The organism is Ulvibacter sp. 2210JD10-4, assembly GCF_058148525.1.
On record NZ_JBYVJZ010000001.1, the window covers coordinates 366,147 to 382,636 of the forward strand.

The 16,490-nt window shown below is 35.6% G+C and carries 19 protein-coding genes and 1 tRNA gene; 10 read left to right on the forward strand and 10 right to left on the reverse strand.

Translation table 11 applies throughout. The annotated features are described in order from the left end of the window. Positions 1-6: 6 nt before the first annotated feature. Together ACY2RT_RS01790 and ACY2RT_RS01795 are read right to left on the reverse strand one after the other, a co-directional pair. Positions 7-651, reverse strand: coding sequence for a DUF4290 domain-containing protein (locus tag ACY2RT_RS01790; RefSeq protein WP_490154158.1), 645 nt, complete (start codon positions 649-651; stop codon positions 7-9). A gap of 64 nt (positions 652-715) precedes the next feature. Beyond that, positions 716-1,006 carry a DUF493 family protein gene (locus tag ACY2RT_RS01795; protein WP_490154159.1) on the reverse strand — a complete coding sequence of 97 codons (291 nt, stop codon included), beginning with the start codon at positions 1,004-1,006 and terminating at the stop codon, positions 716-718. Positions 1,007-1,089: 83 nt separating this feature from the next. Here ACY2RT_RS01795 and ACY2RT_RS01800 point away from each other — a divergent pair, with 83 nt between their 5' ends. The 5 genes from ACY2RT_RS01800 (at position 1,090) to ACY2RT_RS01820 (ending at position 5,633) form a co-directional block, all read left to right on the forward strand. Next, on the forward strand, positions 1,090-1,629 hold the full coding sequence (locus ACY2RT_RS01800) for an AAA family ATPase (RefSeq protein ID WP_490154160.1): 540 nt from the start codon (positions 1,090-1,092) through the stop codon (positions 1,627-1,629). A 2-nt stretch (positions 1,630-1,631) separates the two neighbouring features. Further along, complete coding sequence (locus ACY2RT_RS01805) at positions 1,632-3,533, forward strand: RecQ family ATP-dependent DNA helicase (protein ID WP_490154161.1); 1,902 nt, start codon at positions 1,632-1,634, stop codon at positions 3,531-3,533. Continuing rightward, on the forward strand, positions 3,530-4,477 hold the full coding sequence (fmt, locus tag ACY2RT_RS01810) for a methionyl-tRNA formyltransferase (RefSeq protein ID WP_490154162.1): 948 nt from the start codon (positions 3,530-3,532) through the stop codon (positions 4,475-4,477). The genes ACY2RT_RS01805 and fmt overlap by 4 nt, the downstream gene beginning before the upstream one ends. Positions 4,478-4,661: 184 nt before the next feature. Continuing rightward, positions 4,662-4,934 carry an HU family DNA-binding protein gene (locus tag ACY2RT_RS01815; protein WP_490154163.1) on the forward strand — a complete coding sequence of 91 codons (273 nt, stop codon included), beginning with the start codon at positions 4,662-4,664 and terminating at the stop codon, positions 4,932-4,934. Positions 4,935-5,072: 138 nt separating this feature from the next. After that, complete coding sequence (locus ACY2RT_RS01820; RefSeq protein WP_490154164.1) at positions 5,073-5,633, forward strand: YqgE/AlgH family protein; 561 nt, start codon at positions 5,073-5,075, stop codon at positions 5,631-5,633. Here ACY2RT_RS01820 and ACY2RT_RS01825 read toward each other — a convergent pair. Both ACY2RT_RS01825 and ACY2RT_RS01830 read right to left on the reverse strand, forming a co-directional pair. Continuing rightward, complete coding sequence (locus tag ACY2RT_RS01825) at positions 5,630-6,475, reverse strand: aminotransferase class IV (protein WP_490154165.1); 846 nt, start codon at positions 6,473-6,475, stop codon at positions 5,630-5,632. The genes ACY2RT_RS01820 and ACY2RT_RS01825 overlap by 4 nt on opposite strands. Before the next feature lie 58 nt (positions 6,476-6,533). After that, positions 6,534-6,920, reverse strand: coding sequence for an START-like domain-containing protein (locus ACY2RT_RS01830; protein WP_490154166.1), 387 nt, complete (start codon positions 6,918-6,920; stop codon positions 6,534-6,536). Positions 6,921-7,067: 147 nt separating this feature from the next. Between ACY2RT_RS01830 and ACY2RT_RS01835 the strand changes: the two genes are divergently transcribed. The 3 genes from ACY2RT_RS01835 to ACY2RT_RS01845 all read left to right on the forward strand — a co-directional run bounded on the left by ACY2RT_RS01835 (position 7,068) and on the right by ACY2RT_RS01845 (position 7,650). Further along, positions 7,068-7,141, forward strand: a tRNA-Met gene (locus tag ACY2RT_RS01835). 32 nt (positions 7,142-7,173) lie between these two features. Further along, positions 7,174-7,434 carry a GIY-YIG nuclease family protein gene (locus ACY2RT_RS01840; RefSeq protein WP_490154167.1) on the forward strand — a complete coding sequence of 87 codons (261 nt, stop codon included), beginning with the start codon at positions 7,174-7,176 and terminating at the stop codon, positions 7,432-7,434. A gap of 84 nt (positions 7,435-7,518) precedes the next feature. Further along, entirely contained in the window at positions 7,519-7,650 is a 132-nt protein-coding gene (locus ACY2RT_RS01845) for a GIY-YIG nuclease family protein (protein ID WP_490154168.1), read from the forward strand. A gap of 76 nt (positions 7,651-7,726) precedes the next feature. On the opposite strand, the gene ACY2RT_RS01850 is transcribed toward ACY2RT_RS01845, so the two are convergent. Beyond that, positions 7,727-8,452, reverse strand: coding sequence for a T9SS type A sorting domain-containing protein (locus ACY2RT_RS01850; RefSeq protein ID WP_490154169.1), 726 nt, complete (start codon positions 8,450-8,452; stop codon positions 7,727-7,729). A 274-nt stretch (positions 8,453-8,726) separates the two neighbouring features. On the opposite strand from ACY2RT_RS01850, the gene ACY2RT_RS01855 reads away from it, so the two are divergent. Both ACY2RT_RS01855 and ACY2RT_RS01860 read left to right on the forward strand, forming a co-directional pair. Further along, entirely contained in the window at positions 8,727-9,959 is a 1,233-nt protein-coding gene (locus ACY2RT_RS01855; protein WP_490154921.1) for a peptidase U32 family protein, read from the forward strand. Then, positions 9,959-10,189, forward strand: coding sequence for a ferredoxin (locus ACY2RT_RS01860; RefSeq protein WP_490154170.1), 231 nt, complete (start codon positions 9,959-9,961; stop codon positions 10,187-10,189). The genes ACY2RT_RS01855 and ACY2RT_RS01860 overlap by 1 nt, the downstream gene beginning before the upstream one ends. Before the next feature lie 98 nt (positions 10,190-10,287). On the opposite strand, the gene hppD is transcribed toward ACY2RT_RS01860, so the two are convergent. The 5 genes from hppD to hisS form a co-directional block, all read right to left on the reverse strand. Further along, positions 10,288-11,445 (reverse strand): 4-hydroxyphenylpyruvate dioxygenase, encoded by a 1,158-nt coding sequence (hppD, locus tag ACY2RT_RS01865; RefSeq protein WP_490154171.1) that lies wholly within the window; start codon positions 11,443-11,445, stop codon positions 10,288-10,290. A gap of 23 nt (positions 11,446-11,468) precedes the next feature. Next, positions 11,469-12,629 carry a homogentisate 1,2-dioxygenase gene (locus tag ACY2RT_RS01870; RefSeq protein WP_490154172.1) on the reverse strand — a complete coding sequence of 387 codons (1,161 nt, stop codon included), beginning with the start codon at positions 12,627-12,629 and terminating at the stop codon, positions 11,469-11,471. A gap of 285 nt (positions 12,630-12,914) precedes the next feature. After that, positions 12,915-14,006 (reverse strand): hypothetical protein, encoded by a 1,092-nt coding sequence (locus ACY2RT_RS01875; protein WP_490154173.1) that lies wholly within the window; start codon positions 14,004-14,006, stop codon positions 12,915-12,917. 57 nt (positions 14,007-14,063) lie between these two features. Next, the gene (locus ACY2RT_RS01880) at positions 14,064-14,867 is read right to left on the reverse strand and encodes a helix-turn-helix transcriptional regulator (RefSeq protein WP_490154174.1); all 804 of its coding nucleotides are present in this window, start codon (positions 14,865-14,867) and stop codon (positions 14,064-14,066) included. A gap of 217 nt (positions 14,868-15,084) precedes the next feature. Then, positions 15,085-16,458: a histidine--tRNA ligase gene (gene hisS, locus ACY2RT_RS01885; RefSeq protein ID WP_490154175.1), complete on the reverse strand. Its 1,374-nt coding sequence runs from the start codon at positions 16,456-16,458 to the stop codon at positions 15,085-15,087. Positions 16,459-16,490 lie beyond the last annotated feature (32 nt).

A 16,490-nucleotide genomic window follows, 5' to 3' on the forward strand; every position in this document is an offset into this window, starting at 1 on the left:
CTAATATTAGTACCGCTTGCGGTTTCGGTTACTCTTGAAGTTCTTTTTGTTCGAGCTGCTATTGCTGCTAAATCTTTTCTTATTCTTTAAAAGATCATGTGCTTTAGAAAGATCTTCGTTACTATTCTTGAGGTTGATCTTTCCTCCTGAAAGTTCAAATAAATGTTCAAAGATGACAGCATCTTCAACAGTATCTTTGTTCCAATTCAAGAAACATTTTTTCATGTGATTGGCAATGGTTAATACCAACCCGTCTTTCATATCACCATCTTCCCATTTGTTCGCAACATCTATCATTCTTTTTATATTGTTTCCGTAAAAACGATATTTTGGATGGTTTTGAGGATATTCTAAAGGCTCCGGGCGTTCCATTAATTCTTCACGAGAAGGAATATCATAGGGAGAGTCTGCATCCAATTTAAAATCTGAAATAATAAAAAGCTGATCCCACAATTTGTGCTGGAAGTCCGGGACATCACGTAAATGGGGGTTTAAATTTCCCATCACGGCGATAATGCTCTTTGCAATTTTATTGCGTTCTTCCTTGTCTTCAATGGAAACCGCATGGTCTACCATCTTTTGTATATGGCGGCCATATTCAGGAATAATTAAATGCGGTCGTTCTGTGTTGTATTCTAAATTATCTATCAAAATATATTAATTAAAAAAGGAGGTTTGTATTACTGAAGTGATTATATCTCGCAAAATACTAAATTTATAAAGAAATAACTCCTTCAACTTTAGAAACTTCCAGATATTTGTTAATTACAGCATCCGGTGAAGCCATCTTCACTTTTATGGAAACACTTGTATAGGTTCCTTTTGAAGAATCCCGGGTATTAATCACAGCATCCATCTCGTTGAATATAGCTTCAATTTCTGCAATTTTTTCCAACTCGGCCGGAACAATGAATTTATACAGGTACTGAGCCGGCCAGGAAGTATCATCTGTAAGTTGCTGTCTTAGCCGCTCATAGAATTCTTTAGTGTTTTTGTCTTGCTTCATTAGGTATTAATCGATTATAAACGGCGCAAAGATACGCTTTAGGTATCAATAATATTTACGTACTTTGTATAAAATTGTAACGCTTGAAAACAAAAAGAATTGTTATTTCCGGAGGTCCCGGCTCCGGCAAAACCAGTTTAGTGTCTCATTTAGAACAGCAAGGCTATACCTGTATGCATGAAATCTCCCGAGACGTCATCAAAGAAGCTCAAAAAAAAGGTATCGCACAACTATTTTTAGAAAACCCAATACTCTTCAGTAAAAAATTACTGGAGGGCAGGTTGCAACAATTTGAAGATGCTGTTTCATTTAACATTCCGTTTTTGTTCTACGACCGTGGGATGCCGGATGTAACTGCTTATATGGATTATATTCAGTCGCATTATCCTAAAAAATTTTCAGAAACTTGTATGAATAACAGGTATGATACTATTTTTCTATTGCCTCCCTGGAAAGAAATATACAAGCAAGACAATGAACGCTACGAATCTTTTGATGAAGCCGAAAAGATTTATCATTACCTCTTTCAAGGTTACCAAAAATATGGTTACTCGATACATGAGGTTCCTGTGGGTAGCATTGAAGGCAGAAGCGAATATATACTTTCTAATTTGAATAAATAACCTTGGACCAGCCGTTACAAATTCTTGAAAAATACTGGAGTTTTTCTTCCTTTAGGCCTCTCCAGGAAGAAATTATTTCTTCTGTATTGGACGGGAAGGATACTGTAGCACTTTTACCTACAAGTGGTGGAAAATCATTGTGCTTTCAAGTTCCTGCAATAGCCATGGAGGGAATCTGTGTAGTAATTTCTCCATTAGTGGCTTTGATGAACGATCAGGTAAAAAACCTTCAGGAACGCGGCATTAAAGCTTTGAGTATTACCGGCGGAATTTCTTTTAGTGAGCTGCAAATTTTATTGGATAATGCATCTTATGGAAATTATAAATTTTTATACCTCTCTCCAGAACGACTTCAGCAGGAGATCGTTCAAAACGCCATACGACAGATGCATATTAATCTAATTGCTGTAGATGAAGCACATTGTATTTCGCAGTGGGGAAATGATTTTCGTCCGGCATATAAAAACATTTCCATAGTACGAGAACTGCATCCTTTAGTTCCCGTAATTGCACTGACCGCAACCGCAACTCCAGAAGTTTTACAAGACACTATTGCTCAATTAAAATTAGAACTTCCAGCCATTTTTAAAAGTTCTTTTGTGCGTGAAAAACTTTCGTATCAAGTTTATTTTGAAAATGATAAATTATATAGAATCCAACAATTATTAAAGAACAATACAGGTTCGGCAATTATATATGTACGCAGCCGAAGTACTGCTGTAGAAACCTCCAATCACTTAAACAATCTGGGGATTTCAAGTACATTCTACCATGGAGGTATTTCGAAAAGTGATAAAGATCAAAGATTAGAAGCCTGGAAAAGCAATTCGATCACAACCATTGTTGCGACAAATGCATTTGGAATGGGTATTGATCACCCAACCGTACGCTTTGTAATACATACACAGTTACCGGAAAGCTTAGAAAGCTATTTTCAGGAAGCCGGACGTGCCGGACGAGACGGAGATTTTGCAAGTGCAATTGTTTTGTATAATGAGTACGATAAGGTTTTAATTAAAAAACAATTTGTTGATTCACTACCTACTTCCAAAGACTTAAAAAAATTATATCGTACGCTTAGTAATTATTTTCAAATTTCGTACGGTGAAGGTGAATTTACGCAGTTCAATTTTAGTTTTACAGACTTCTGTCAAACCTATCAATTAAACACCTTATTGGCTTATAATGGATTGAATTCACTGGATTGCTTAGGGGTTATTCAGCTCTCAAAAGAATTCGGAAGAAAATCCAAACTACGCTTTTTGGTTTCGTCTGAAGTATTACTTTCCTATTTTGAAAAAGATATCGCACTATCGGTTATAGGAAAGACCATTCTGCGCCTGTATAGTGGAATATTTGATACCCCTGCTTATATTAATTTGGATCTCGTGGCCAAAAAATGTGGGCAACCTATAAAAAAAATTGTTGAGGCTCTTAAAATATTTGAACGCGATGAATTACTGGAACTCACCTTATACGAAACCGACGCTACACTTACATTTTTAGTTCCAAGAGAAGATGATAAGACAATCAACGTTATAGCAAAAGAAGTAGATGGGCTAAATCGGAAAAAAGCAAATCAAGTGGCTTCGGTTTTACAGTATATTGAAAATACGAAAGTGTGTAAGAGTCGCCAGTTAGTGCAGTACTTTGGGGAAACCGAGGGAATACCCTGTGGGATCTGCAGTGTATGTGCAGCTCAAGAAACTACGGCTACTAAAACGGAGGTGAAGTTAATTTCTGAAAAAATCCTTCAGCTATTGGAAGAATGTGAAATGAATTCGCGGGAAATTTCAGAAAGACTTACTTTTACAGAGTCTAAAATTGTATATGTTTTACAACTATTACTGGATTCGGAAAAAGTAAAAACCAATACAAAAAAACAATTTTACAGAAACGAATGAGAGATATACGGATTGTATTTATGGGTACTCCCGACTTTGCCGTTGGTGTATTGAAAAAGCTTGTAGAAGAAAAGAAAAATATTGCAGGAGTGATTACTGCTCCCGACAGGCCGGCCGGACGTGGACGTAAATTAAGGCCTTCCGCAGTAAAAGAGTATGCCATAGCACAAAAGTTAACCGTTCTACAGCCCAAAAATCTAAAAGACAAAGATTTCTTAGAACAATTAAAAGAGTTAAATGCCAATGTACAAATTGTAGTTGCTTTCAGGATGCTTCCAAAAGTAGTTTGGGAAATGCCAGAATATGGTACCTTTAATCTACATGCATCTCTCCTGCCCCAGTATCGTGGTGCAGCACCAATTAATTGGGTAATCATCAACGGAGAGACCAAAACTGGTGTCACTACTTTTTTTATAGATGAAAAGATAGATACCGGTGCAATCATTTTAAGGTCGGAAATTGATATTGAAAAAAATGAAACTGTTGGTACACTGCATGGCAAACTTATGGAGTTGGGTAGTAAATTAGTAATAGAAACTGTTTCTTTAATTGAAAACGGCTCTATAGCCACACAGCCACAACCGGAAGTAGATGATCTAAACGAAGCACCTAAGCTTACTCCAGAGAATACCAGGATTGATTGGGACCAACCTACCGAAAAGATAGATGCCTTTATTAGAGGACTATCACCCTATCCGGTTGCCTGGACGATATTACAAAATGATGAAGACCAATTGAAGACTAAAGTCTATGCTTCTTCTCCTGAAAAAGGGTCACACAAATTAAAACCGGGTAGTATTATTACAACTAAGAAAAATATGAAAGTGGCTGTAAAAGACGGTTACCTATATATTAAGGAAATACAATTACCCGGAAAAAGAAAAATGGTAATTAGCGACCTCTTAAATGGTTATACATTTAGTAAAGATGCAAAAATGTTGTAATCCCTTGCTGCTATTGATTTCTTTAAAAAACGATAAAATGCAGCTTGGTTTATTAACAAACACTCTAAGTTATCAACAAAAACGGGGATTTACCCCGTCATTCCTTGCGCGAACCGATAATCCGATTAAATTTGTAGAGCAATTAATTGAAGTTTAACCAACAATTTAATCTAAACATTAAACTATGAACAAATCAGATTTAATCGACGCAATGGCAGAAGATGCCGGAATCACAAAAGCCGCTGCTAAAAAAGCATTAGAATCTTTCTTGGGTAACGTAGAAGGATCCCTTAAAAAAGGAAACAGAGTATCATTAGTAGGTTTTGGATCTTGGTCAGTTTCTAGAAGAGCTGCAAGAGACGGAAGAAACCCTCAAACAGGAAAAACTATTAAAATCGCTGCTAAAAATGTAGTTAAATTCAAAGCAGGTTCAGATCTGTCAAATAGTGTAAACTAATTTTAGTACATACCGTATTTATTTGACCCTCTTCAATTTGATTGAAGAGGGTTTTTTAATGGTGAAATATTAGTTTAAAAAACAATATGTTGTTTATTATGAAATTAATACTTAGATTTAATTAACTAAAACCCAAAGATGACTTCATTAAAACCGACCAAAGGAGTACTTCTTGTTGCCGAACCATCCATCATTGGTGATGTTTCTTTTAACAGATCTGTTGTATTATTGGCAGAGTATAACGAAAGTGGGTCTGTAGGTTTTATACTCAATAAGCCTCTGGAATATAAATTAAAAGATTTTATTCCGGAAGTTAATTCTAATCTAACGGTTTACAATGGTGGACCTGTTGAACAAGATAATCTTTATTTTATCCACAGAATTCCTGAAATGGTTCCAGACAGTATTGAAATATCCAACGGAATTTATTGGGGTGGTGATTTTAAAGCAATTACGGGACTATTACAGGAAGACGCTCTCAGAGAAGACCAAATACGTTTCTTTTTAGGTTATTCGGGATGGGCTAGTGAACAACTGGAACAAGAGCTTGAAGTAAATAGTTGGGTTGTAGTACCCAATAATTATAAAAATGATATCATTGGAAAATCCTATGATAATTTTTGGAAAGAAAAAATGATCGAATTTGGCGGTGACTATGTAATATGGTCAAATGCCCCAGAAAACCCGATCTACAACTAACCCAGACGGGCCTTTACATTTAATTTTCCCAGCAATTCTTTTGTAACTGTGTTTGTATATTCTTTTTTTCTATAATTGGTTACAGGTTGAATCCCTATAATTGTATTGGTGATAAATAGTTCATCGGCTTTTTGAAGCTCGAATGGAGATACCGAAGTTTCTTCCAGTACATAGTCCGGAAGTTGTCCAATAATTGCAATTAACTGTTTTCTTAAGATTCCGTTTAAACAGCCATCTTCGATAGGCGGTGTTTTAATTTTATAGCCATTCACCAAAAATATATTCCCGTTAAGAGCTTCAACAACCTGTTTGTTCTCATTAAGTAACAGACAGTTATCATAACTATTTTCTTTTGCAAAAATACTACCCAAAATATTGATCGTTCTGCTTGTGGTCTTTAAGGTGGAAAGTAAGCCGGAATTTATGAAATGATCTTTAAACAACTCAATAGTGTATGGCTCTTCATTTAAAGTGTAAAATGGGGTATTGAGTGTTTCGCAAGTGATCAAATACTCAATATCATTGGTTTCCGGTGTGTATTTTCCACCCGTTTTTCGCCATACCAAAAGCTTTACCCTAAAAGAATGTACAGTTTCATTATAAGCAGCAATTGTTTTATGGATTTCTTCTTCTAGAAATTCAGGAGTAAAGTTCATAGGTATTTCCATTCGTAAAATACGCATGGATGCCATCAACCTAAAATAATGGTCTTCCCAAAAGAGGATCTTTCCGGCAGATACCTTTATGGTTTCAAAAACCGCATCTGCATATTGCAATCCCCTATTTTCAGAAAGAAGAAGTGTTTTGGGAGTTGTACTGATTTTTCCGTTGAAATTGAGCATAAATAAACCGTCTCATTTTAGTGAGACGGCGCAAAGATACTATAAATTGATTCGATATTTAGGTGGAACCTAAGATCTGTTTCAGGTTAGAAACCATATTTTCCCACAGCATTTTTCCTTCTTCAACTTCATCTTCTTCGGCAAAGTCTGTCACCATTAAAGACACGTCCTTGGTGATCTCATCTACCTGGATACGCATTTCAAAGTAGTAGTCGGTGTCTTCATCTTCCACCCATTTGAATTTGATTCGTTCCTGATTTTTCTTTCCTAGAAGTCTCGCTTTTTCTTCACTTCCTTCCCATATAAAGGTGAAATATTCGCCTCGGGAATTCACATTATCTGCATACCATTCGCTCATCCCACTGGGGGTAGAAATGTATTGATACAAAAGAGAAGGAGACACCTGTATTGGAAACTCCATCTCATATTTTATTTTATCCTCCATAATTTGTTTGCTGAAGCCCAATATATATATTTTAATTTTAAACTGTAAAAGAAACCGTAAATTTTTTTATAGAAATTTATGCTTAAAAAAGTGTATCTAATCTTTGCGCTACATTATTTTGTTTCTATCTTTGCCTCCGCAAAATACGGCGAGGTAGCTCAGGTGGTTAGAGCGTCGGATTCATAACCCGGAGGTCAGGAGTTCAAGTCTCCTTCTCGCTACAGGAACTCCCCTAAAAAAGGGGAGTTTTTTTATGGAGGAATTTGTTACATATGTTCTTTATTCTAAAAAGTATGACAAAATTTATATAGGCTATTCTTCCAATCTAATTCAGCGTTTTTACTCTCATAACCAATTTGCCTCTAAAGGATATACCATTAGGTATCGCCCATGGATAGTTGCAGAAGTTGAGTTTCACATTTCCAAAGCAGATGCCCTGAAGCGAGAAAAATTCTTAAAATCAGGAATAGGAAGAAGGTACATTCATGAAATAATTTTGTCTCAATTTACATAGTCGGATTCATATCCGCCTGAGGCGGACTAGAGTTCAAGTCTCCTTCTCGCTACAGGAACTCCCCTAAAAAAGGGGAGTTTTTTTATGGAGGAATTTGTTACATATGTTCTTTATTCTAAAAAGTATGACAAAATTTATATAGGTTATTCTTCCAATCTAATTCAGCGTTTTTACTCTCATAACCAATTTGCTTCTAAAGGATATACCATTGGTTAATGTTAATTAGCCCCTCAACTATAGAAGCTTGAGAGGCTTTTTATTCAAAAACTATATCTTAATAAAATAGATATAGCTACAGCTTTACGAACTTATGTATATATTTCCTACTATCCTGAAAAGTCATCTCCATGAAATATATCCCGGATTTCAAAAATGAAACGTTAATTGGAGTTCCTTCATTGGTTTTTATTTTGAGAGCATCTTTTCCCAGTATAGAAAATATCCGTACTTCTTCAATAGGTAATTCTTTGGAGGATACGTTAAGATCATTCCCTACTGGATTTGGATAAAGAGTTATCTGTTCTTTATCAAACGAATCAGTGGATAGAATATAATTACCATGTACGGCAGTATTTCCTTCCGGGGTTGTGATAATTAATGTTTTGCTATTATTGGATCCATCTATTATTTCATAGTCATAAGTTCTGTTTTGCATGAAATCACCCGCTAAAACAGTACCTAAATACTGTCCCTCAAGTTCACAATAAGGGAAACAATCACCTAGGGTCACACTGGGAGACTGTACTGTAAAAGTATCCGTATCAATAATGACTGGTCCCAGAGAGTCGAAAAAGTAATTGAAATGTATAATCCCATTTACTTGATAACCATTTGAGGTCTCAAAAAAATCAATCCCCGGATGATAATCAGGGTCCCCTCCTGTTGGCTGGGAAACATTATACGTTATTCCATCTATAATCATATAGTGTAGTGTCCAATTATTGTCTATCAACTCTTGCTGGGCTGAACTCTGGATGGAAAGTATTAAAACCAGAGTAAGGAGTATAATTCTTTTCATAGCACATTTTTTTATTATATTAAAATACAAAATAATTTTGTTATATTTTGAAAAATAGACACTTATAATCAAAAAAACTCTGGCAAGAAGTAGCAAATTTATGTCTGTTATCTTTTAAACCAAACGGATAGTAATTGGATTCTTCAATGATAATTCCATTCATAAAACCTAACTCGATCACACTAAAGTAAAACGCCAAGTCCGTATTTTAATTTACTAAATGCTTCAAAATAATGTATTTTTGCCGTCTGATTCTAAATTAGATAAAATACGTATGGCAGGAATGGAACTAATGGCACCGGCTGGGAATTTTGAATCCCTTCAAGCAGCAATAGATAACGGAGCAGATTCTGTGTATTTTGGTGTAGATCAACTAAATATGCGGGCAAGGGCCAGTATAAATTTTACTATTGCAGACCTACCTGAAATAGTACGTCGTTGTAATGAAAAAAATGTAAGGACCTACCTAACCCTTAACACGATCATTTATGATCATGACCTGTCCATTATAAAAACTTTGTTGGATGCCGGGAAAGTAGCCGGAATAACTGCGGTAATTGCCATGGACCAGGCAGTAATAGCATACGCAAGGCAGATACAGATGGAGGTTCATATTTCCACACAAATAAACATAACCAATATTGAAACGGTAAAATTCTATGCGCTTTTTGCAGACACGATGGTTATGAGCAGGGAATTAAGTTTGCGGCAGGTAAAGAAGATCTGTGAGCAAATAGAGCGCGAACAAATTACAGGGCCTTCAGGGAATCTGGTAGAAATTGAGGTCTTTGGGCATGGAGCACTATGTATGGCTGTATCCGGGAAATGTTATTTGAGTTTGCATTCACATAACTCATCTGCAAACAGAGGTGCCTGCAAGCAAAACTGCAGAAAAAAGTATACTGTTACCGACCAGGAAACCGGCTTTGAAATTGAATTGGATAATGAATATATGATGTCTCCAAAAGACCTGTGCACACTGGATTTTTTGGATCAGGTAATAGACACAGGTGCAAAAGTATTAAAAATTGAAGGCAGAGGAAGAGCACCGGAATATGTAGCCAAAGTGATAAAAACATATCGTGATGCTATAGACGCCTGTAATGAGGGTAATTACACTCAGGAAAAGGTAACTGCCTGGATGAATGAGTTGGAAAAAGTATACAACAGAGGTTTCTGGAGTGGTTATTATTTGGGGCAAAAGCTTGGAGAATGGAGTGATGGTTCCGGATCCAAAGCCACTCAGAAGAAAGTATATGTTGGTAAAGGAGTGCACTTTTTTCCAAAGCCCAGTATCGCAGAATTTAAAATTGAGGCCTATGATATTAAATTGGGAGATACTCTTTTAATTACCGGGCCAACTACAGGAGTTGAAGAAATGAAGTTAACCGAAATGATGGTAAATGATGAACGGAACGACATTGCAAAAAAAGGAGATTCCTGTACTATACCTACAAATTTCAGAACGCGACCTTCAGACAAACTTTACAAAATTGTTAAGGAATAATGGTAGTTGTAACATTGCAACGCAAAAAGTGTATAGGCTGTAATTATTGTGTGGAAGTGGCTCCCGGTCAATTTCAAATGTCGAAGAAAGACGGAAAAACTGTACTGTTACATGCCAAAGATAAAAAAGGATTCTATACTTTAAAATCGTTAGACAATACCATTTACGATGAATGCCTTCTTGCAGAAAAAGCCTGTCCGGTAAAAATAATAAGCACAAAAATGATCTAATAGAGAAAAGGCCGGCTAAAAAATGTCTCCAAGCCGGCCTTTCTTACAAAGTTGCTATTCCATAACTTTTGGTTAGTTTATGTAACTCTATACTTACACTATAATGTTCCTCGCCTTCTTTGTTCAGCTTCGATCGATTCAAACAAAGCTTTAAAGTTTCCTTTTCCAAAGGATTGTGCTCCTTTTCTTTGAATAATTTCAAAAAATAAAGTAGGCCTGTCCGTTAATGGTTTGGTGAATATCTGCAACAAATAGCCTTCATCATCTCTATCGACCATAATGCCGTGTTGTTTTAGAACAGCCATATCTTCAGCAATCTCTCCTACTCTATCCTCTACAGTATCATAATACTCTCCCGGAACATACAAGAATTCTACTCCGCGTTTTTTCATTTCTGAAACGGTTAATACAATATCGTCTGTAGCTACTGCAATATGTTGACATCCTGCTCCTCTGTAGAAATCTACATATTCTTCAATTTGAGATTTCTTTTTTCCTTTTGCCGGTTCGTTAATTGGAAACTTAATTCTTCCATTACCATTGGTCATTACCTTACTCATCAAAGCGGTATATTCTGTAGAGATATCCTTATCGTCAAATGAGATTAATTGTGCAAATCCCATAACTTCGCGATAAAACTTACTCCAAACGTCCATTTGCCCCCAATCTACGTTACCTACCATATGGTCAATATATTTTAGACCGCAGGGTTTTGGATTGTAATGTGATTCCCATTTCTCAAATTTGGGCATAAAGACTCCATGATAGTTTTTGCGTTCTACAAAAATGTGTACTGTATCTCCATATGTATGAATACCGGCACGTACTATTTCTCCATCTTCATCTTTTTCTACTCTCGGTTCAAAATACGATCGGGCTCCTCTTTTAATGGTTTCTTCCCAGGACTTACGTGCATCTTCCACCCAAAGTGCTATTACTTTTACACCATCACCATGTTTTGTTATATGTTCAAATATTTCTGTGTTTTCAGTGTTAGGCATAGGTGTAGTAAAGACCAGTCTAATTTTATCCTGAACCACCACATATGAGGTTCTGTCTTTCATCCCTGTTTCCAATCCGGCATATGCCAGTGATTGGAATCCAAGAGCTGTTTTATAGAAATGAGCTGCCTGCTTGGCATTACCCACATAATATTCTACATAATCTGTTCCCATTATAGGTAAAAAGTCTTCTGCTTCAGGGAATATTTTCTCTAAGCTGTAATTATAATTTTCTATATTTTTTAAATCAGTCATTTTTTAAGTTTTTAGTGGAATATTTATTCTTTTTTCCAAGATTTGTAATAGTCATCTACCTGAAGGTTCATTGCTTCTTCAGTAATCATAATTGGATTGAAAGGGTCTATCATAACAGCAAGTTCTTCAGTTGCTTTCTTACCAATACTCCGTTCAATTGCACCCGGATGTGGTCCGTGCGGAATTCCCCCAGGATGTAAAGTGATCTGTCCTTTTTGGATGTTATTTCTACTCATAAAATCTCCGTCAACATAGTATAGTAGTTCTTCAGAATCTATATTACTGTGATGGTAAGGAGCCGGTATGGCTTCCGGATGGTAATCATATAGTCTCGGGACAAAAGAGCAAACCACAAATCCTGCTGCTTCCCATTGCTGATGAATTGGAGGTGGTAAATGCACACGACCTGTAATAGGCTCAAAATCAAAAATCGAAAAAGCGAATGGGTAATTAAATCCGTCCCAACCAACTACATCGAATGGATGGTTGGAATAAGTATATTCCCAAAGTACATCTTGTTTTTTTGATATGATTTTAAATGCTCCTTTTTCGTTATACGTCTTCAGGTCTTGGGGTAGCCTAAAATCCCGCTCACAAAAGGGAGAGTGCTCTAAAAACTGCCCGTAATTGTTTCGATAACGATTTGGTGACTCAATAGGGCTGGATGATTCAATAAGCAAGATTCTATTGTTCTCATCAGAAAAGTCTATTTGATAAGTAGTCCCTCTGGGGATAATTAAATAATCTCCATATTTAAAGGGGATTTCTCCATACATGGTTTTTAGAACTCCCGAACCTTCATGAATGAATAACATTTCGTCAGCATCACTATTTCTGTAAAAATAGTTCTGGTCAAATATTACAGGAGTTGCCAACCCTATCTTTAGGTCGTTATTTGTAAAGAGTATTTTTCTGCTTTCTAGAAATTCTTCCCCTTTTGGTAAAGAAAACCCTTGAAAACTCATTGCCTTCATGTTTTTATCGATTGCAATTTTAGGCGCAACATCTTTTCCTCTTTTTACTTCTGAAACTACTGTGGGAGGGTATATATGATAAATAAGTGAAGACATTCCTACAAAACCTGCTGTTCCAAATAGTTCTTCCTGATACAGCCCCCCTTTTGGATTTTTAAATGTAGTATGTCTTTTATGTGGGATAGTACCCAATGAATGATATCTAGGCATAAACTGTGTATTAATAAGTTATTAAATAGAATGATTGAACGGTAAGAATAGTAAAGACTACTCCGGATCTCTCTTAATAAGAAAGTGCAAATAGATAAGAAGATATGTCCATATGGAATTCACAACACGAATAAAAATAATTTGAATAAGAAAAAGTATGACAAATGTCATGTTATTGCCAACTATCATTTTAGCTTTGGAAATATCGCAGTGCAGATCGACCTTTAATAATTGAGCTTACAGTACCAAAATAGATGTCTTATTCTAAAATCCGGAAAAGATGCATTAAAGGATACAGGATTCTACTGTAGCGGCTCCTTTTTTGTTTAATTTAGCTGTGTGCTCTTTGAGAAGTTTATTCCCTATTTTGTTTATTTTTTTTATCGGGAGCTTTTTCCACATATCTATATCTGACACATAACTACTATTAAATAACGTATTAGATAAATTCTTAATTACTAAATAATTAGCATAAGCATGTGCATTTGTTTTATCGTTCTTAGCGTTTGTAATGAATTTTTTAATTATTTTCACAGAAGACGTTTTAGCCAAAGCGAGCTCTGTTAATTTGGCCCTATATTCAAGATCTGCCTGTTTAAGTTTAGGATAGGTTTTTATATCGGCAAAATGTTGTCCTTCGTGGGCTACATAACTTATTTTAAAATTCTCACTGGAAAGATCATATGCATCTTCAACACAATAGAGCTTATCAGGTAAGGTCCACCCTCCACTATAGCTATCGCCAAAAGTTGTATAATGTGACCATCCATTTGAAACAAAGTTTTTCATAAAGACCACAGGTACTTTGATCTCGGTTTCCGGTAGCTCAATATCATAAACTTCTTCTTTTTCATCTTTCCATAAATATAAATCGAAAAGATGGCCTGTTTTACCCATAACTATCCCATGAAATCCATTAGCTTCAAGGAATTCCTTAAACAATGAAAAATAATTCTGTTCTATTTTGTCCATACTTTGGGTTAAATTATATTCTCTTTTCAGAAAAGCCAGCATCTCATCAAAGAACAGTTTATCTGCAAGTTCCGGGTCAACTTTTTCTATTAATATGGATCTCCAATAATTCTGAAACCTTTTAAACATATCAATCATTAGAGAGTTGCTGGTATTATATTCAAAATTTTCTGCATTAGTGATAAATCTATCGTAATACTTTTGCTTAATCTCTTGCTGGTCTTTAGTTAAATACTCATCATTTGAAGTGTCCAGAATAGAAAAGACCTCATCCATTTCCCCTCTTAGTGCATAGGGATAAATTGTATCAAAATTTGTGCTGTCAATAACTTTAAGAAGCTTGTCTTCATCTTGACTATAGGATAAACACGACAGGAGTACAATTAAAAAAGAGATATTTTTCATTTTTTTAAAGTTATGCTACAAATCAACGTATATCACTTCAAAAAAAATTGTACGGAACTAACTTTTTGTAATTTCAATATAATCTGAGGGAGTAATATTAAATGCTTCCTTAAAGCGTCTAATGAAATGGCTCTGGTCGTAAAAACCAGATTCTAACGCTACAGAAGTAAGGCTTTTGTTTGAATGATGAATTAGATCGATCGCTTTACTAAGCCTGTTACGAATAAGAAACTCTCCAAAAGTATACCCTGTTAATTCTTTAAACTTCCTTACAAAGTATATAGGGTGTAGATGTAATGTATTTGATACCTGGTCGATTGTATATTTTAGTTCGGGATTAAACTGTACTTCTTCTTTTATTTTATTAATCCACTGTGTGCGTTCTGTTCTGTCACTAACCTTTCCTCTGCTTAATAACAAATATGTATTTTCTTCTATAATTAAGTTCAATAATTCTTTTGAAAAGTTTCGCTTATAGGCTAAAAACATTCTTATTACTTCAAGGCTGTTATGTTCAAACTTAATATAGTCACCGTTTGTGTTTTTAATTTTATCTGTAAAGATATTCTTCTTTATTTCAAGGTTGAAACATAAGCTTTGTGAAGGCCCAATTTCATTTTTATGTTCATAACCACTTGGCCTGAATAATGACGCCCCCGGAATAATGCTATGATCAGTTATCATTGATTCTTCATTATAAAAACCACGTAATAATAAACTGATATATGGATGTTCATGTTCATGTTTTGGTACATCCAGATTTTGGTCATGCTCTGTGATAGAAAGAATATACCCGTCTAAAACTTGAGAAGTTAAGGTTTCTCCGGTAAATGTTCCTGCTTTTAGTATATGTTTATTCATATTTGTCTATCACTATGGCACATAAATGTAATAAAAGAATTCCCTAAAAGAAGGACTTTCCAAATTCTATGATGTTACAATGACATAAAATAATTTAGACAACTATCTATTGTATAACTGGTTTTAGATAAAAAGAATTACAATAATAAAAAAACAAAAAAGGTTTTAGATAAACTCAAGTAGCCGTGTTACAAGGTCCAGATAAAATTTAGCGTTACTACTCTTTCAATATTTCTCTTAAACCATCAAAACCAAGTGTCTGCTGCTCCCCGCTTTTCATATTTTTGAGGGTAAAGGTTTGAGAGTTCATTTCATTTTCTCCGGCAAGAACAGTGAAAGGAATAGTACGTTTGTCCGCATACCCCATCTGCTTGCCTGTTTTTGTGGCATCAGGGTATAGTTCTGCAGCAATACCTTCCTCTCGGAGTTTTGTAATGGCTTGCATAGCGTAGAAAGCTTCTTTTTCTCCAAAGTTGATAAACAATACCTTGGTGTTTTCTGAAACTGTGTCAGGAAACAGGTTTAATTCTTCCAAGACCAGGTAAATTCTGTCCAGACCAAAAGAAATTCCAACACCGCTTACATCTTTTAAACCAAAGATGCCCGTTAGGTCATCGTAGCGGCCACCACCACCAATACTACCCATATTCACCTCTTTTGGTGCTGAAACTTCAAAAATAGCTCCGGTATAGTAGTTCAATCCCCGGGCAAGTGTTACATCAATTTCTAGGAAAGCGGTCTGCAAACCTAATTCTGAAATAGTATTAATTATAAACTCTAATTCCGAAACACCTTTCAACCCGGTTTCTGAAGAAGCCAACAATTCTTTTAGTAATAAAAGTTTTTCTGAAGCAGTTCCTTTGGCTTCAAACAAGGGCTGTACTTTTTCAATCGCACTTTCTGAAATTCCCTTGGATAACATTTCAGTTTTTACACCTTCTTCACCTATTTTATCCAGTTTATCCAATGCAACCGTAAAATCGATCAGCTTATCTTCGGCACCAATCACTTCAGCAATACCACTTAGAACCTTGCGATTATTAAGTTTGATAATGGTTCCTTTTAAATTCAGTTTTGAAAAAACAGCATCATACAATTGCACCAACTCTATTTCCTGCCATAGTGATCTACTACCTACCACATCCGCATCGCATTGATAGAATTCCCGGAAACGTCCCTTTTGAGGACGGTCCGCCCGCCAGACCGGCTGCATCTGGTAACGCTTAAAAGGGAGTGTGATATCATTCTGGTTTTGTACTACGTAGCGTGCAAATGGTACTGTGAGATCATAGCGAAGGGCTTTTCCAGATATCTTAGCTGTTAATTTTCGACTATCTTTTTCAGTATATGTCGTATCGTCCACCTTCCGAAGAAAATCCCCACTATTTAATATCTTAAAAATAAGGCGATCCCCTTCTTCCCCATATTTCCCCATAAGTGTCTCACTATTTTCAAATGAAGGGGTTTCAATAGGCTGAAAACCGTAGGTGGTAAAACAACTTTTTATGACATTCATAATGTAGTTACGTTTTACAACTTCGGTGGGAGAAAAATCTCTCGTTCCTTTAGGTATGGAAGGTTTTTGTGCCATAATTTTTCGTGTTGTGCAAATATCTTAAATTA